A 15151-nucleotide genomic window follows, 5' to 3' on the forward strand; every position below is an offset into this window, starting at 1 on the left:
CCCACCCACTAGTATGCTTCGACGGGCAAAGAAATCTGGGGGTAGTATTTAATATGAAACTTTTTAAAAAACTTGGAATTGATTTGGGAACAGCAAATAGCGTGGTGTGGGAGGCCGGGGTGGGGATTGTGTTGAATGAGCCGACCGTGGTGGCAGTAGGGGTAGAGGACAGGAAAGTTTTGGCAGTGGGCAACGAGGCCAAGAAAATGTTGGGAAAAACTCCGGAATACATTGAGATTATATGTCCGATGGAGGAAGGGGTTATCTCTGATTATGAGGTGACCGAGGCGATGCTAAGGTATTTTATGAAGCAGGTAATGGGGGTGGGATGGTTTTTTGGGCCCGAGGTGATGATTTGTGTTCCGGCAGGGGTGACTCAGGTAGAGCAGAGGGCGGTTTTGGATGCAACTTTGGCGGCCGGAGCAAAAAAAGCATACCTGATAGATGAACCTTTGGCGGCGGCAATCGGGGCAAAAATCCCGGTGTCTGAAGCTCATGGAAATATGATTATGGACGTGGGAGGCGGGGCGGCGGAGGCGGCGGTGATAGCTTTGGGGGGAGTGGTGACACATAGGGGGACTAGAACCGGGGGGAAGAAAATGGATATGGCGATTGCTGATTATTTGAGGAAGAAACATAATTTGATTATTGGAGATCAGACGGCGGAAAATATTAAGATAGTCCTGGGGAGTGCAATAAAGCTTAAGAAAACTGAGACGTTGGAGGTCAACGGGAGGGATTCAATCTATGGTCTACCAAAAAGTATGATGATTGACTCAGATGAAATTCATGAGGCGATAAAACCAATACTGGATCTGATAGTTAAAGTTATACGGGATACTTTGGAGGTGACTCCTCCGGAATTGGTGGCAGACATAATGGACACGGGAATAGTCTTGAGCGGCGGAACTTCACAACTTCGGAATTTCAATATCCTGGTAACCAGAGAGATAGGTGTCTCGGCGCATGTGGCTCCGGAGCCACAGTTTTGTGTGATAAAGGGGACCGGGATTGCAATTGAAAATTTGGAAATTTATCATAGAGCGATAAGGTGATACATTTCAAATATTTGGCTTATATTGTAATTGGTAATTGGTAAACGGTAATTGGTAAACTAAGAAAGTGTTATCAATATAGCACGAAAAGTGAATGAAGGTCAGATATCTAGTAAATGTTGAGTTACTCCCAGTATATTTGACAGTTTCGTGAGTAATATTTTTACTCGTAATAGCGTAAATTGAATATATTTATAATTATTTCAGAAGGCCTGTAGTATTGAAGGTTTTTGGAGGATGATATAGATAGCTAGAAGGACTTATAATTAATGGTTTCGGTGAGGATAAATGACATACTCGGTGTGTATAAACAACCTATAAAAAAATAAAGAGGAAAATAAAGCCTGATTTTTGATAAAATCAGGGTAGTGAGAACTAAAAAAGGGAAGAGGGAAGATTTTAAAAAAGCCGTATCAGACTGGGAAATATATGGGATACCGGTTTTTGGCGGAGGCGAGGTGGAAGTGCTAAAAAAAGCAGAACAATGGCTGTCGCGGGGTGAGAAGGGTAAGTGGATAGCGACGGTAAATCCGGAGTTTGTTATGAGGGCGATTGGGGATGATAATTTTATGGGATTGTTGGCTAAAACAGATATGAATGTGGTCGATGGAATTGGGCTGATTTGGGCAAAAAAGGTGAAAGCCATGCCTGCCGGCAGGCAAGTCTCAAAGTCAAAAAGTCTAAAAGTCTTAAAGAAGATATTTTACGGGGTGAAGGTTGGGGGGGAGATATTGAGGGGGAAATATAGAGATGAGCTGGCCGCGGGGGCGGATTTGATGATAAAGATGGCTTGTCTGAAAGTCCAAAAGTCTGAAAGTCTGAAAGTCTTTTTCTTGGGTGGGTGGGGGGATAGGGCGGAGAGGACGGCTAAACAATTATCAATTACGAATTACGAATTACGAATTGGTTGGTCCTCAGGAGGACCAAAAGTGAAGAATGAAGAAGTAATAAGACAAATTAATAAGTTTAAACCTGATCTTCTGTTTGTGGCTTATGGGATGCAGAAACAGGAAGAGTGGATTTATAAAAATATAAAGGATCTGGATGTGGGGGTGGCAATGGGGGTGGGGAGAAGCTTTGACTATTACAGCGGGGACTTAAAACGGGCGCCCGGGTGGGTTAGAAGGATGGGGATGGAGTGGCTGTATTCTCTAATTGTTGAGCCCAAAAGGTGGAAGAGGCAGCTTGTTTTGCCTCAATTTGTTTGGAAAGTGATTATCAATTAATTTAATAAATGAGAGACAGAGAAGATCCGGTAAAAGCAACATTTAGATTGCAACGGGTTGTTTCGATAGATACGGGAAGGACTGTTTTTATGGTTATATATCGCGCCGATAAGGTTGGTGGAGGTGTTGGTATAAATAATCTCGTGAGTTTGAGGAAAGATTTGGTAGGAAAACAGGGGGTGACAAGTGAGATTTTTGTCTTGCCCCCTGAAGTGCAAGTCAGAAAACAGGCACGTAAAGACGGTCGGTGGAGTGGTAGAGAGAAGGAAATAAATTAATTGTAAGCGGTTTGTTTTTGGTGTTATAATCGGGAAATATGATACAACAAGAAAGAAGAACACAAAAACCTGCTATCGGCGGAAGATTGGGTTTTTTGAGAAAGCCAGGAGATGATAGGGGTGTATTGAGTCCGGATCCGGTCATTGAAGAGAAAAAGAAACCACAGTCTGGTGGTGGGAGTATACCGGGACAACCGGTGGTTTCTGATACACAGCCACCACTAAATCCCTAGTAATTTTACTTCCGTTTCAAGTTTAAAATGGAATTTTTGTTTGCAGGTGGACTGGATTAGGCGGACAAGACTCAGATAGTCTTTGGCGGTGGCATGCCCGGTATTGACAATAAAATTAGCGTGGAGAGGAGAGGTTTGGGCGCCACCAATGGCGTGGCCTTTGAGCCCGAGCTCATGGTCGATAATCCAACCGGCTGATTTTTGCTCGCCCCAGATCTTTTGGCAAATTGCCAGGGGAGGATTGGCAAAGGCGGAGCCGGCAGAATTCATGGGCTGAACTTTGACCTTTTGGCTAATCCAGGCTTGGACGACCTTTTTGGCCAAATTGGTATCGCCTTTAAAAAGACGGAGAGTAGCCGAAAGGATTATTAGGTGAGGATTTTGTTGGAAAAATGATTTTTCATACTGCCATTTTAGATTTGATTTTTTAAAGGTTTTTATTTTACCGGTTTTTAGGTTAAAAGTATTTACTGAGTGAATATAGTCGGCGAAGTGATAAGAGCCGCCGTGAATGTTGTACCAGACAGCCCCGCCGATGGTCCCGGGGATATAGGCAAACCATTGGAGGCCGGTCAATCCATGTTCAATCAGATTGTTGATAGCAAGGGGGAGGGGGGTACCCGAGGAGAGACGAACCAGGCGGGAGGGGAGGTGGGATTCATCGTAGTTTACTTTTGAAAAATCCAGATATTTTTCCGGTTCATTTTCCATTCTTTGAGTATAGGTAGGGGAAAAAGTAGCCGGAGCGCAAGATTTTAGAATTTTGATATCCTGAGAGGAATTTTTGACAACCAGACCGCGGATGCCGGTGTCGGAAATTAAAACATTGGAGCCATTGCCGAGGATGGTTATATGGCTTGTCAATGAATTTTTGCAGTGCTCGCTACCTTCGGGCTCATCCGCTTCGGCGGATTCGCGTTCGCTGTGCGCTGAAAAACTATTGACTGCGCCAAATTGGTCCAAGTTATGATATACAAGTTTAAGTATTGATATAAAGTGTTCCTGGGTTTTGGAGTTGATAAAGATATCGGCGGGGCCGCCGATTTTGAGGGTGGTGTAGGGGGCGAGGGGGTGATTTTGATAAATTTCTAAGTCGGGAAAGTGTTTTTTTAGATCAAAATAAATTTTGGAGTAATCCATTGGTGAATTATACAGTTACGAATTACGAATTACGAATTACGAATTTATTTATTGGTAATATAGGTATATTCATATGTTTTATTGTATAGTAAAAGATATATATAATAATTGTGGAAAAGTGGATATTAATAGGGCTATCCTATAAGAAAGAGTGGGAATTTTGCTGTTATACTGAAGAGTGCAAAAGACGGTATTGCTAATTCACGGCTGGCCGCAGCCGGTTGAGGATAATGATTTAATATGGCGGTATTTTACATGTAAAGGTTATAAGGTATATTGTCCGTATTTGTTTAAAACAGGCCGAAATTTTTCTTTGGTAGAAACGAGGAAAAGATTGATAGAGTGCCTTGAGGGGAAGTGCCCTGATGTGATAGTGGGTATTTCCATAGGAGGGTTGATTTTACCGGGTTTAGCAAAAGATTATCCGGAGGCGAAATTAATTTTTATAGCATCAGGAGTGTGCTTTTCTCCTGACCATTGGTTGGCGAAACATGGATTGAAATTGTGCGGACGGAAGATTGTAAAATTAGTGAAAATGATTGATGAAAAATGGCTATTGCGGTTATACCGGTTTATTAATCCAAATAGATGTTGGGGTAGCGGGGTGGATCAGGCTAAAGAGGAATTGGAAGATAATTTGAAGAAGGTACTTGAATTGTCTGAAGACCGGATAGTTGAAGTATTAAACACAATCCGTAAGATTGATAACGCGGAATTGTTGGCTAAATTGGATAATAAGGCAGTTATATTTTCCGGGGATAAGGATACAATGATGCCCGTGGAACAGGGAGAGAAGTTAAACCTGTTAATGAAAAACAGCCGTTTTTTTATTTTGGGGGGGAGACACCATGATTTAATAGGTAGCCGGATGTTGAAGATTTTGGGTGATTTTTTGGAGTTTTAAAATGGGGGTAAAATAGATTATGGTTTTGGGAATTGATCCGGGGTTGGCAAATACTGGTTGGGCAGTGTTAAAAGACGAAGAAACATTGGTGGAGTGTGGATGCCTGGTGACTAAAATCAGTGATGCCTCGGCAGTGAGGTTGGGGAAGATTTATAATGAAATTTTCCGATTGATAAAAAAATATAAGGTGGAAGAGGTGGCGCTGGAAACTTTATTTTTTGCCAAGAATGCCAAGTCAGCAACTAAGGTGTCAGAGGCAATTGGGGTGATTAAATTGTGTGGGGTTAGATGTGGTTTGGAGGTATTTGGATATACCCCCTTACAGGTAAAGATGGCATTGGTGGGTTATGGCCGGGCAGAAAAGGAACAGGTGGAAATAATGGTTAGGCACTTTTTGAAACTGGAGAAAGCGGTGTCTCCTGCGCATGCTTCGGATGCGGTGGCGGTGGGGTTAACTCATTTGTTTACAAACAAAAGTTTGTAGTTTGCTTGTAATATAATTTTCTCGTGCTTCCGCCATAGGCGGACTCCGCTTTGCTTCGCACACCTTCGGGCTCTCTTCGTTCGCGTTCGCCGTGCGCTTGGAAGTTGTTATTTCACATCATGAAGTTTGGACAAGATATAATGGGGTATGATTTCGAGCTTAAGGGGGAAAGTAAATAGGGTTTGGGGAGATAGTGTTGAAATGGATGTTAACGGAGTGGGGTATTTGGTTAAGATTGGGATGAGGTTAAGCCAAAATATACATGAGGGGGAGGAGAGGACGATTCAGACCTATATGGCAGTATCGGAAAATGATATAAGCCTTTACGGATTTGAAAACTGGGAAGAGGTGGAGCTTTTTAAAATGCTTATAACCGTGTCGGGGGTGGGGCCAAAAACTGCGGCGCAGATTGTGGGCCAGATAGAGTGTTTAAGCATTATTAAAGCTATTGGGGATGCCGATGTGAACTTTTTTCAAAAAATTAAGGGAATCGGGAAAAAGACAGCACAAAGAATTATTGTGGATTTGAAATCGAAAATAGGAGGACTGGGGGAGTTGCAGTTAGATTCCGATTTACCGCTTTTGGAGGATGAATTGGTGATGAGTTTAAAACAGCTTGGCTTTGACAGAAGAGAGATTGAAAGGGTGACGAAGAAATTACCGATTGAATTGCAAAATATTGAGGATAAGTTATCGTGGTGTTTGAGAAATTTAGGATAAAAGTTTTGGGTTATATTTGGTAAAATGGGTAGTAAAAATATGAAGGTGCAAAAAGGTGAAGAATTAAATCCCCAACCAAAAAGTGATGAAAAAATTGTAGAGACAAACTTGCGGCCACAACGATTGGCGGAGTTTATTGGCCAGCCGAAATTAAAAGAGCAACTGTCGATATTTTTGCAGGCGGCGAAGGCCAGAGGGGAGAGCCTTGATCATATTTTGTTTTATGGGCCGCCGGGGTTGGGAAAGACAACTTTAGCCAATCTGTTGGCCAAAGAAATGGGGGCGAATATCAAGATTACTTCGGGACCGGCTTTAACCCGGGTGGGGGATTTGGCCTCAATTTTGACGGGGCTAAAGAAGGGGGATTTTTTGTTTATTGACGAGGTGCACAGATTAAACAAATTGGTCGAAGAGACTTTATATTCAGCGATGGAAGATTATGTTTTGGATATCGTGCTTGGTAAGGGGCCATCGGCTAAAACAGTAAGATTGAATTTGCAGAGGTTTACGATTGTGGGGGCAACAACCCGGATAGGTTTGATTTCGGGGCCAATGAGAGACAGGTTTGGGTATGTACAACAACTGGATTTTTATGAAGAAGATAATTTGACGGAAATAGTGGAGCGGACAGCCGGGGTGTTAAAGACAAAAATAGAATTGCCGGCGGCGGCCGAAATTGCCAGACGGGCGAGGGGGACACCACGGATAGCCAATCGGCTGCTGCGGAGAGTGAGGGATTATGCTCAGATTAACAACGATGGCTTGATAACGACTAAAGAAACCTGCGAGGCCTTGAAGATGTTGGGGGTGGATGAAATGGGATTGTCTGATGCAGACAGGAAGTATTTGGATGTGGTAAAGAGACAGTATGGGGGTGGGCCGGTGGGAGTGGAAAATATTGCGGCGGCCCTGACTGAAGATGTCGGGACGATTACAGAAGTGTATGAACCATACTTAATGAAAAGGGGATTGGTGAAAAGGACTCCACGGGGAAGGGTGGTAGAGTAGTTTCGCGGTTTTCCCCGAGGGGGCATCGGGGGTGGGCTTTTATTCGGTTTGTATTCCCAATAGCCAGAGTACGGCTTCTTTGCGGTAGCGGCGATCGCCACGGGCGTTTATTCTTATGGCCGGAAGTTTGCCGCGTTTTCCCCAGCGTTTGATGGTTAGTTTGCTAACCCGGAGTAAGTCGGCAACTTCGGCGACTGTGAGAAGGTCGGGAAGATTGTCGATGCTGACACCGTTGATCTTTTTCGGGGCGGGGTTTTGTTTCACAAGTTTCTCTTGTGATGTGGTTTGTTCATCCATATGGTGGCTCCTCTTGCATCAAAATAATCAATAACTGATAACAGTAAAACATATTGGATATTTGTGTGTCAAGAAGTTGGTAATCGGTAACTGGTAATTGGTAATTGGTAATCAGTAAGAATAGGTGAAAAGGAAATTGGAGAGTCTAAAAGTCGAAAGTCTTAAAGTCCAAAAGTCTCAAGGTCTGAAAGGAGAAAGCCGGAAAGGGGAAATTTTGGTATTATTGTTTATGACTGAAGATAAACAGTACAAAATTGCGTTTTTTGGGGTAAAGAGTTGGGAGAAGGAGGTTATCGAAAAACAGATTATAAAGTTGGATACCTTTGGGGTGGGAATATTTAGAGGGGAGGTTCAGGATAATATAGATCTGGCAGCAAAGTATGATATTTTGTCTCTGTCAGTGAATTCAAAGCTGACGGGAGAAGTGTTGGCGAAATTGCCTAAGCTAAAACTGGTGACGACGAGATCCACCGGGAAAGATCACATTGATGGCAGGGAGTGTTTGGAAAGAAAAATTGCGGTGGTAAATGTGCCAACGTACGGGTCCGGGACAGTGGCGGAGTATGCGATGGGGTTGTTGCTGGCGGTAACCAAAAGAATTGTAGTGGCGCATCAGTCGGTGGAAGAGGGAACCTTTAATACCGAGGGGTTGACGGGAGTGGATTTGACGGGAAAGACCATAGGGGTGATAGGTGTCGGATCTATAGGGCAAAATGTGATACACATCGCCAGGGGCTTTAGAATGAAGGTCTTGGGGGTGGACCGCAAGCGTGATCCCAAATTAGCAAAAAGGATGGGGTTTAGGTACGTCGATTTGGAAAGTTGTCTGAAACAGGCTGATTTTGTAACCATTCATGTGCCGTTTGTGCCGGAGACTTTTCACATGATTAATAAGAAAAACATTAAGCTTTTAAAAACAGGGAGCTTTTTGATAAACGTTTCAAGGGGGCCGGTGGTAGAGATTGAGTCGCTAGTGTGGGCTTTGAACAACAAAATATTGGCCGGGGTGGGATTGGATGTAACCGAGGAAGAGCGTTTGGTCGATAAGGTATCAACAGTGATGGGGGACAAGATAAGCAAGGATGATCTGAAGGAAATTGTCAGCTTTCATTTGTTGAGGGACAGAGACGATGTGGTGTTTACCCCGCATAATGCGTTTAACACCAAAGAAGCAATCGAGCGGATTGTGACGGCGACGGTGGAGAGTATAGGAAACTATATAAAGTCTGAGAGTCGAAAGTCTTAAAGTCTGAAAGTAAAAATATTTAAATTATTTTAAAGTCGAAAGTCTTAAAGTCTGAAAGTCTGAAGCAAAAATGAAAATAGAAAGATTTGAAGACAGTTTGGTTTGGAAAAAATCGAGAGATTTGACATTGGGAATATATAAAAACCTGAAAGATTGTCGGGATTTTTCTTTTAGAGATCAAATTTGTCGAGCATCAGTGTCAATTATGAATAATATCGCCGAAGGTTTTGAAAAAGGAACAGACAAAGATCTAGCTAAATTCTTATTTATTGCTAAAGGTTCTTCGGGGGAAACAAGGTCAATGTTATACTTGGCAAGAGATTTGAAATATTTGGATGACAATAGATTTAAATTGCTGTATCAAAGTTCGATAGAAATATCAAAAATGTTGTGGGGTTTTATTAAAAGTTTAAAAATAAAGGAAACAAGTCTTTAAGACTTTTAGACTTTGAGACTTTTAGACTTTAAGACTAAATTATGAAGCCAGTAATAATTTGTGGTGGAGTTGGTTCTAAAATGTGGCCGGAGAGCCGGCAAAAAAGCCCGAAACATTTTTTAAAGCTGATCGGGGAAAAGTCGTTGTTCCAACTTAATTATGAAACTTTGAGGAAGAAGTTTGAGCCGGAAGAGATATTTTTGCAAACAAATGCTCAACAGGCAATAATAGCCAAAGAACAGGAACCGGAGATACCCGAAGATAATATTTTTATAGAACCGGAGATGAGAAACCACGGCCCAGCCACCGGTTTGGCGGCGGCGATGTTGTTTAAACGGGGATTTCAAGATGAGCCATTTATGTTGGTGCAGGCTGATGTGTTACGGGAACCGGAAGAGAAATTTTTTGAGATGATCGATCAGTGTGATCGGCTGGTAAGAAAAGAAGGAAAGTTGGTGACCGGCGGATACAGGCCGCCTTATGCAATGATGGGAGTGGATTATTTGATAAGGGGAGAGAGAGTGCCTGATACCGGAGAGGTGGTGATTTGGCGGATGGAAAAATGGCTAGGAAGGGATGCAAAAGAAAGCGTGGAGGGATTTTTGAAGGACGGGAGGGCACTTTTGCACAGCAACCATTATTGTTGGACGCCGAGGTCGTGGATGGAGTCGTTTAAAAAACATACCGAAGTTGACTGGTATCAACCGCTGCAAAATATAATAAACGGATCAGCGGTGGCAGAAGAATATCCGAAAATGATGAAAGGACCGATTGAGCTTGTAACAAATACAGAGCTTTTAGAAGGCCAGGTAGTAGAACATGATTTTAAATGGATTGATTTTGGAACATGGGAGTCGGTGGCAGTGTATCTTAATAGTCGAAAGTCTGAAAGTCTGAAAGTCGAAAGTAGGGATATGCAAGAAATTGAGGCAAAAAATAATTTTGTCCGCAAGCCGGCGGGGAAATATGTGGCTATGATTGGGGTGGAGGATTTGGTGGTAATAGACACAGCAGACGCGCTTTTGATTATGAAGAGAGACAAAAGCGGGATGGTGGGGCAGGTGGTGGATAAATTAAAGGCTGATAACCGAATCGAGTTACTTTAGGAAGTTGAGGGGTAAAAAACAACTCTATTATAGACCTGTCGGGAAAGAAATGGGTTGAATTGGTGGGTAGGGAATATGTAGAATGGGAGAATGAAATATATTTTTATTTCCGGCGGGGTGGTGTCCGGATTGGGAAAAGGAATCACGGCAGCATCGATTGGGCTACTGCTAGAGTCTCGGGGTTATGTTGTAACCAATGTCAAAATTGACATGTATCTGAATATTGATGCGGGAACAATTCGCCCGCAAGAGCATGGAGAGGTGTTTGTGTGTGATGACGGGATAGAAACAGACCAGGATTTGGGGAATTATGAAAGATTTTTGGGAAAATCTCTCCGACGGGAAAATTATATGACAACCGGGCAGGTTTACTGGACAGTCATAGCCAAAGAGCGGGCAATGGAATACAAAGGTGAGGACGTGGAGGCGATTCCTCATTTGACGGATGAAATAAGCAGGAGAATAAAGACAGCCGGAAAAGTAAACGGGGCGGAGATTGTAGTGGTGGAGTTGGGGGGAACAGTTGGGGAATACCAAAATGGAATATTTTATGAGGCTAGCCGGATTATGAAGCTGCAACAGCCGAAAGATGTAATTCAAATTCATGTGTCATATTTACCGGTTATCAAGAGCTTGGGGGAATTAAAGAGTAAGCCGGCCCAACAATCGGTTCATTTGCTAAATTCGATGGGGATTATGCCTGATTTTTTGGTAGCTAGGAGTGAAAAAGAAATCGACCAGAAACGACGGGAAAGATTGGCGATGTTTTGTAATATGAATGATGGAGATATCATTGTAAATCCGGATTTAGATAATATCTATGAAGTACCGATATTTTTAGAGAAACAAAAGTTTTCGGATAAGATTATTAAGAAATTACATTTGAGAAAGAAGAATAAAAATAATAAGTTATCGGAGTGGAAAAAATTTGTAGAAAAATTAAAAAATCCGAGGGAAGAGGTTAAAATCGCGATGGTGGGGAAATATTTTGCCACCGGAGATTTTAAGTTAAATGATTCGTATTTATGTGTGTTGGAGGCCCTAAAACATGCGGGTGCAGTGGCCGGGGTAAAGGTGGTGGTGGAAGCGATAAATGCGGAGGATATTGAGGAAGTCGGAGCAGAAAAGAGACTTGAGGGTTACGGTGGGATTATTGTTCCCCAGGGGTGGGGGTTACGGGGGGTAGAGGGCAAAGTCAAGGCGGTGGAATATGCCCGAAAAAATAAAATACCATATTTGGGATTGTGTTTTGGAATGCAGATGGCAGTGATTGAGTATGCGAGAAATGTGTTGGGGCTGAAAGATGCGAACTCTGAGGAAGTAAACCCGAAAACTAAATATCCGGTGATTCATGTAATGCCCGATCAAAAAGAATATCTGGAGAAACACCAGTATGGAGGAACAATCAGACTAGGGGCGTGGCCGTGTAAAATTAATGAGGGGACTTTGTTGGAGAAAATATATGGAGATAATTTGGTAAAAGAACGCCATCGGCATCGATATGAATTTAATAACGAATTCAGAGAGAAGTTGGAAAAGGCGGGGATGGTGATTTCGGGAACCAGCCCGGATGGGAAACTAGTGGAAGCAGTGGAGCTAAAAAATCACCCGTTTTTTGTGGGAACACAGTTTCATCCGGAGTATAAGTCGAGACCGCTTGAACCGCATCCGATATTTGTGGAATTTATAAAGGCTGTTTGTGATTTACCAAAAATCCCCCGGTAAGGGGGGATTTTTATATTAAAACAAGATTGCCACGTTCGGCGGGGCCGAACTTCCGCTAAAGGCGGACAAGCGCAATGACGATTATTTTACTTAAGTTCTACTGTTGCTCCAGCGGCTTCGAGTTTGGTCTTGGCTTCGTTGGCAGCATCTTTTTTCATGGTGCCAAGATTGGCCGGACAGGCGTCAACCATGTCTTTGGCTTCTTTAAGACCGAGTTCCGGTTTGAATTCACGAACGGCTTTGATGACGGCGATCTTGTTGGTACCGGCGCTGGTGATGGTGACATCAAATTCGGTTTTTTCCTCAGCGGCGGGGGCAGCGGCTTCTCCGGCAGCGACAGCACCGGCAGACGGGGCAGCGACAGCAGCAACGGCTTTGACGTCGAATTTAACTTCCAGGGCTTTAACAAGCTCGGAAAGCTCGATAACTGATAATTCGGATACAGAATCGATTACTTTCTGTAATTTTGCGGAAACTTTTGTTTCTTCTGACATAATTTTTTTATTAATTTTTAATTATTAATTGTTTTATTTAAACCCCTCTTTTGGTTCTCCCCTTGACAGGGGAGAAAAGAAGATAGCTCCCGCCCTGTCAAGGGAGGGTGGGGGAGGGTTTGTTTTTTTCGGAAATGGCCTTGAGGGTCATAACGAACTGGGTTTGGTTAAAGCGGAGAGCGTAAACCAAACGTTGTAAAGGATTGATCAGGCTGCCAACAAGATTGGACATGAGGGCTGATTTGCTGGGGAGAGTTAATAGCTTTTTGAGCTCGTCGACGGTTAATAATTTTTTGTCGTAGATACCATATTTGAATTGGGTCAATTCCTTTTCTTTGTTGACTTTTTCAATTTCTTTGAGAGGAGCGATTTCATCGGTATTGCAAAAGGCGATGGAGGTCGGACCGGTGAGGGGAGCGGGAAGATTGATACCGAATTTGATAAGGGCTCTGATGATCAGAGTGTTTTTGGCTACTTCCATGACTCCACCTTTTTGTTTAACCTGGTCGCGAAGGGCTGCGATGCCGGCAGCATTTAGTCCCTGATATTGGACCAGGGCAGCTGATTTGGCTGATTCCAATTTTTTTGCCAAGTCTTCGACCTGGTTGATTTTTTGTTGGTTTGGCATAGTTTTTAAATAATAATGGCCTCGAAGGTCGAGGCGCAAAAAATATAAAAACTATATTTTGCCTCGGTGGGATTTATTTTTGTACCCACTGTCTTCGGTTTAGTAGAGTATTGTATCACATAATAATAGGGCCGTGATAGGATGAAATAGTGAAGAAAATATTGGGCGGGGCGTTGATATTTTTGGGTTTGTCGGGATTGGCATTGATGGGGTGGAGGGTATGGAGAGGAGAGGGTTTCATAAATCCATTGGTGGGGGAAAGCGATAGGGTGGCTTTGCCTTTGGAGAGGTATGATTTTGATAGTTTAAGAAATAGTCTTAAAGTCTTAAAGTCTGAAAATCTAAAAATCGAAAGTCGAAAGTTTGAAATATTGGGAAATATACCTGAAGTAGAGAGCCGGAGGAAATTAATTACGAATGATCAATTACGAATTACGAATTTTGAAACCAAGAAGTTTAGATTTATGAGTGAGGGGAAGTGGATAACGGGAATGATCAATATACCTATGACGCCGGATAGCAGGAAAAAGAGGGCGATTATAATGGTGCGGGGGTATGCAGACAAGCCGGGATACTATACAGGCTTTGGAACGTGGAAAGCGGCCGATGAGTTTGCAAAACAGGGGTGGGTAACAGTGAGCTTGGATTTTTTAGGTTTTGGAGGAAGTGACGAGGAGAGCCTGGAAATGCTTCAAGCCAGGTTTGAAAAGGTGGTGGCGGTATTGGATTTGATTGAGACAGTCAAACAATTAGGGTATGTAGACACAAATAATATCGGGATTTGGTCGCATTCAAACGGGGGGCAAATTGTGTTATCGGTTTTGGAAATCACGGGGGGTAATTATCCAACGGTTATGTGGGCGCCAATGACCAATCCGTTTCCGCAAAGTGTGTTGGATACGGCGTCGGATTTGGATGACGGAGGAAAAGCGGTGATAAAAGCGGTGGCGGAGTTCCAAAAGCAGTACGATAGTCGAAGGTATGCGTTTGAAAATTATTATAAGTGGATTAATGCGCCGGTGTTGATTCAACAGGGGACAGCAGATGAATGGTGTGAGGTGGCGTGGCAAGAGAAAGTAGTCAATGCCTTAAGGGCAGAGGGGAAAAAGGCGGAATTAGTGATTTACAAAGGTGATGATCATAATTTGAAAAAGAATTGGGATGAGGCGGTAGAGAGGGATGTAGAATTTTTTAATACGGAGTTTTTAAACTGACAAAGATTGGCTGTATGTAAAAAATATATAGGTAATGGCTAGTAAAAGCAGTGTTTTTAGGATAAAATGCAGGCAATGAAAATACCACCGGTTGTTACCTGGCGGGTGACTTCCCGTTGTAATAACGACTGTGCTTACTGTTATGGTCCGGATAAAAATAATACGGAAATGTCTATGGTTGAGGTAAAAAGGATGTTGAAAATGTTTTATGAAATGGGGGTGAGGGTGATTGATCTGACCGGGGGTGAGCCCCTTTTAAGAAAGGGTTTTGAAGAAATTATTGTCCTGATGAAAGAATACGGGTTTGAAATATTTATTGATACTAATGGGGACTATTTTTTTGAATATGATAAGTTGGTGGCAGAAGCTGTCCGAGGGATCGGTCTGACAGTTGATTTTCCGGATGAAAATCGAAGATATAAAACACCGGGGAATTTGGGGCGGGTATTGAAAATTTTGGATTACCTGATGACCTTGGAGCGTAGGCCAATAATCCGGGTGGCGACGGTGGTGACAAGGGATAATTATGACAAATTGTTTCGGATAGGGAATTTGATCAGTAAGTATAAGGTAGACTTGTGGAAGTTGTATCAGTTTATTCCTCAAAATAAAAATGCCCTTAAAAACCGTAAAGACTTGGAGATTACCAAAAGTGAGTTTTTGGAAGCAACTAATAGTCTGGAGAGAAAATTCTCAAAAGAGTTTAAGGTAGTGGTGTCAAAAATGGAGGACAGAGATTCCTGTTATTTTTTTGTTGAGTCGGATGGAAGAGTATTTATGCCGACTCAAAGGGGCGATATATTTGAAGAAGTAATACTTGGGCATATTTTTGACGATGATATTTTTGACAAGTGGAGAAAATCAGTTTCGGTAGATAATTTTATCCGGAATACTGAAGTTAGCCGGAAATATAGATTTAAAAGGGGGCAAAATTGAGGAGATTTTGTATTGACAAAG

At 42.6% G+C, this 15151-nt stretch carries 18 protein-coding genes and 1 other annotated feature; of the genes, 14 read left to right on the plus strand and 4 right to left on the minus strand.

The genetic code is table 11. The features are described from left to right. The first annotated feature begins 53 nt into the window (after window positions 1–53). The 4 genes from WC841_04470 (at window position 54) to WC841_04485 (ending at window position 2792) form a co-directional block, all read left to right on the plus strand. Window positions 54–1055 (plus strand): rod shape-determining protein, encoded by a 1002-nt coding sequence (locus tag WC841_04470; protein MFA5828578.1) that lies wholly within the window; start codon window positions 54–56, stop codon window positions 1053–1055. 368 nt (window positions 1056–1423) lie between these two features. Further along, a complete protein-coding gene (locus WC841_04475; protein ID MFA5828579.1) occupies window positions 1424–2281 on the plus strand; it encodes a WecB/TagA/CpsF family glycosyltransferase in 858 nt (285 codons plus the stop codon). Window positions 2282–2289: 8 nt separating this feature from the next. Continuing rightward, entirely contained in the window at window positions 2290–2559 is a 270-nt protein-coding gene (locus WC841_04480; protein ID MFA5828580.1) for a hypothetical protein, read from the plus strand. Window positions 2560–2597: 38 nt separating this feature from the next. Beyond that, window positions 2598–2792 (plus strand): hypothetical protein, encoded by a 195-nt coding sequence (locus WC841_04485; protein MFA5828581.1) that lies wholly within the window; start codon window positions 2598–2600, stop codon window positions 2790–2792. Here WC841_04485 and WC841_04490 read toward each other — a convergent pair. Beyond that, the gene (locus tag WC841_04490) at window positions 2781–3932 is read right to left on the minus strand and encodes an FAD-binding protein (protein ID MFA5828582.1); all 1152 of its coding nucleotides are present in this window, start codon (window positions 3930–3932) and stop codon (window positions 2781–2783) included. The two genes, WC841_04485 and WC841_04490, sit on opposite strands and share 12 nt — an antisense overlap. Before the next feature lie 178 nt (window positions 3933–4110). On the opposite strand from WC841_04490, the gene WC841_04495 reads away from it, so the two are divergent. From WC841_04495 to ruvB, 4 genes are all read left to right on the plus strand, one after another. Further along, window positions 4111–4836: an alpha/beta hydrolase gene (locus WC841_04495; GenBank protein MFA5828583.1), complete on the plus strand. Its 726-nt coding sequence runs from the start codon at window positions 4111–4113 to the stop codon at window positions 4834–4836. Between the two features lie 19 nt (window positions 4837–4855). Beyond that, window positions 4856–5320, plus strand: a complete 465-nt coding sequence (gene ruvC, locus WC841_04500) for a crossover junction endodeoxyribonuclease RuvC (GenBank protein ID MFA5828584.1) — start codon at window positions 4856–4858, stop codon at window positions 5318–5320. Window positions 5321–5467: 147 nt separating this feature from the next. After that, on the plus strand, window positions 5468–6040 hold the full coding sequence (gene ruvA, locus WC841_04505) for a Holliday junction branch migration protein RuvA (protein ID MFA5828585.1): 573 nt from the start codon (window positions 5468–5470) through the stop codon (window positions 6038–6040). Between the two features lie 39 nt (window positions 6041–6079). Beyond that, window positions 6080–7048: a Holliday junction branch migration DNA helicase RuvB gene (ruvB, locus tag WC841_04510; protein ID MFA5828586.1), complete on the plus strand. Its 969-nt coding sequence runs from the start codon at window positions 6080–6082 to the stop codon at window positions 7046–7048. Window positions 7049–7087: 39 nt separating this feature from the next. Here ruvB and WC841_04515 read toward each other — a convergent pair whose 3' ends face one another. Then, window positions 7088–7312, minus strand: coding sequence for a helix-turn-helix domain-containing protein (locus WC841_04515; protein MFA5828587.1), 225 nt, complete (start codon window positions 7310–7312; stop codon window positions 7088–7090). Between the two features lie 262 nt (window positions 7313–7574). On the opposite strand from WC841_04515, the gene WC841_04520 reads away from it, so the two are divergent. The 4 genes from WC841_04520 to WC841_04535 all read left to right on the plus strand — a co-directional run bounded on the left by WC841_04520 (window position 7575) and on the right by WC841_04535 (window position 11858). Further along, window positions 7575–8591, plus strand: coding sequence for an NAD(P)-dependent oxidoreductase (locus tag WC841_04520; protein ID MFA5828588.1), 1017 nt, complete (start codon window positions 7575–7577; stop codon window positions 8589–8591). 70 nt (window positions 8592–8661) lie between these two features. After that, window positions 8662–9027, plus strand: a complete 366-nt coding sequence (locus WC841_04525; GenBank protein ID MFA5828589.1) for a four helix bundle protein — start codon at window positions 8662–8664, stop codon at window positions 9025–9027. 41 nt (window positions 9028–9068) lie between these two features. Next, the gene (locus WC841_04530; protein MFA5828590.1) at window positions 9069–10133 is read left to right on the plus strand and encodes a sugar phosphate nucleotidyltransferase; all 1065 of its coding nucleotides are present in this window, start codon (window positions 9069–9071) and stop codon (window positions 10131–10133) included. Window positions 10134–10223: 90 nt separating this feature from the next. After that, entirely contained in the window at window positions 10224–11858 is a 1635-nt protein-coding gene (locus WC841_04535; protein MFA5828591.1) for a CTP synthase, read from the plus strand. Between the two features lie 86 nt (window positions 11859–11944). On the opposite strand, the gene rplL is transcribed toward WC841_04535, so the two are convergent. Both rplL and rplJ read right to left on the minus strand, forming a co-directional pair. After that, a complete protein-coding gene (rplL, locus tag WC841_04540) occupies window positions 11945–12352 on the minus strand; it encodes a 50S ribosomal protein L7/L12 (protein ID MFA5828592.1) in 408 nt (135 codons plus the stop codon). Window positions 12353–12449: 97 nt separating this feature from the next. Next, window positions 12450–12980, minus strand: a complete 531-nt coding sequence (gene rplJ / locus WC841_04545) for a 50S ribosomal protein L10 (GenBank protein ID MFA5828593.1) — start codon at window positions 12978–12980, stop codon at window positions 12450–12452. Window positions 12981–12982: 2 nt separating this feature from the next. Continuing rightward, window positions 12983–13096: a sequence feature (ribosomal protein L10 leader region), on the minus strand. 33 nt (window positions 13097–13129) lie between these two features. Between rplJ and WC841_04550 the strand changes: the two genes are divergently transcribed. Together WC841_04550 and WC841_04555 are read left to right on the plus strand one after the other, a co-directional pair. Continuing rightward, window positions 13130–14194: a prolyl oligopeptidase family serine peptidase gene (locus WC841_04550; protein MFA5828594.1), complete on the plus strand. Its 1065-nt coding sequence runs from the start codon at window positions 13130–13132 to the stop codon at window positions 14192–14194. Window positions 14195–14269: 75 nt separating this feature from the next. Next, window positions 14270–15130: a radical SAM protein gene (locus WC841_04555; protein MFA5828595.1), complete on the plus strand. Its 861-nt coding sequence runs from the start codon at window positions 14270–14272 to the stop codon at window positions 15128–15130. The last annotated feature ends 21 nt before the right edge of the window (window positions 15131–15151 follow it).

The sequence above is a fragment of the Candidatus Shapirobacteria bacterium genome, from assembly GCA_041659325.1.
Classification (GTDB): Bacteria; Patescibacteriota; Microgenomatia; order UBA12405; family UBA12405; genus JBAZYN01.

What these genes read in the sequence shown, in the direction of transcription:
- WC841_04530 (MFA5828590.1), top strand. Translation starts at nt 9,069, where the DNA reads ATGAAGCCAGTAATAATTTGTGGTGGAGTTGGTTCTAAAATGTGGCCG.
- WC841_04555 (MFA5828595.1), top strand. Translation starts at nt 14,270, where the DNA reads ATGAAAATACCACCGGTTGTTACCTGGCGGGTGACTTCCCGTTGTAAT.
- WC841_04520 (MFA5828588.1), top strand. Translation starts at nt 7,575, where the DNA reads ATGACTGAAGATAAACAGTACAAAATTGCGTTTTTTGGGGTAAAGAGT.
- ruvB (MFA5828586.1), top strand. Translation starts at nt 6,080, where the DNA reads ATGAAGGTGCAAAAAGGTGAAGAATTAAATCCCCAACCAAAAAGTGAT.
- WC841_04490 (MFA5828582.1), bottom strand. Translation starts at nt 3,932, where the DNA reads ATGGATTACTCCAAAATTTATTTTGATCTAAAAAAACACTTTCCCGAC.
- WC841_04485 (MFA5828581.1), top strand. Translation starts at nt 2,598, where the DNA reads ATGATACAACAAGAAAGAAGAACACAAAAACCTGCTATCGGCGGAAGA.
- WC841_04535 (MFA5828591.1), top strand. Translation starts at nt 10,224, where the DNA reads ATGAAATATATTTTTATTTCCGGCGGGGTGGTGTCCGGATTGGGAAAA.
- WC841_04525 (MFA5828589.1), top strand. Translation starts at nt 8,662, where the DNA reads ATGAAAATAGAAAGATTTGAAGACAGTTTGGTTTGGAAAAAATCGAGA.
- ruvA (MFA5828585.1), top strand. Translation starts at nt 5,468, where the DNA reads ATGATTTCGAGCTTAAGGGGGAAAGTAAATAGGGTTTGGGGAGATAGT.
- WC841_04480 (MFA5828580.1), top strand. Translation starts at nt 2,290, where the DNA reads ATGAGAGACAGAGAAGATCCGGTAAAAGCAACATTTAGATTGCAACGG.
- WC841_04470 (MFA5828578.1), top strand. Translation starts at nt 54, where the DNA reads ATGAAACTTTTTAAAAAACTTGGAATTGATTTGGGAACAGCAAATAGC.
- ruvC (MFA5828584.1), top strand. Translation starts at nt 4,856, where the DNA reads ATGGTTTTGGGAATTGATCCGGGGTTGGCAAATACTGGTTGGGCAGTG.
- rplJ (MFA5828593.1), bottom strand. Translation starts at nt 12,980, where the DNA reads ATGCCAAACCAACAAAAAATCAACCAGGTCGAAGACTTGGCAAAAAAA.
- rplL (MFA5828592.1), bottom strand. Translation starts at nt 12,352, where the DNA reads ATGTCAGAAGAAACAAAAGTTTCCGCAAAATTACAGAAAGTAATCGAT.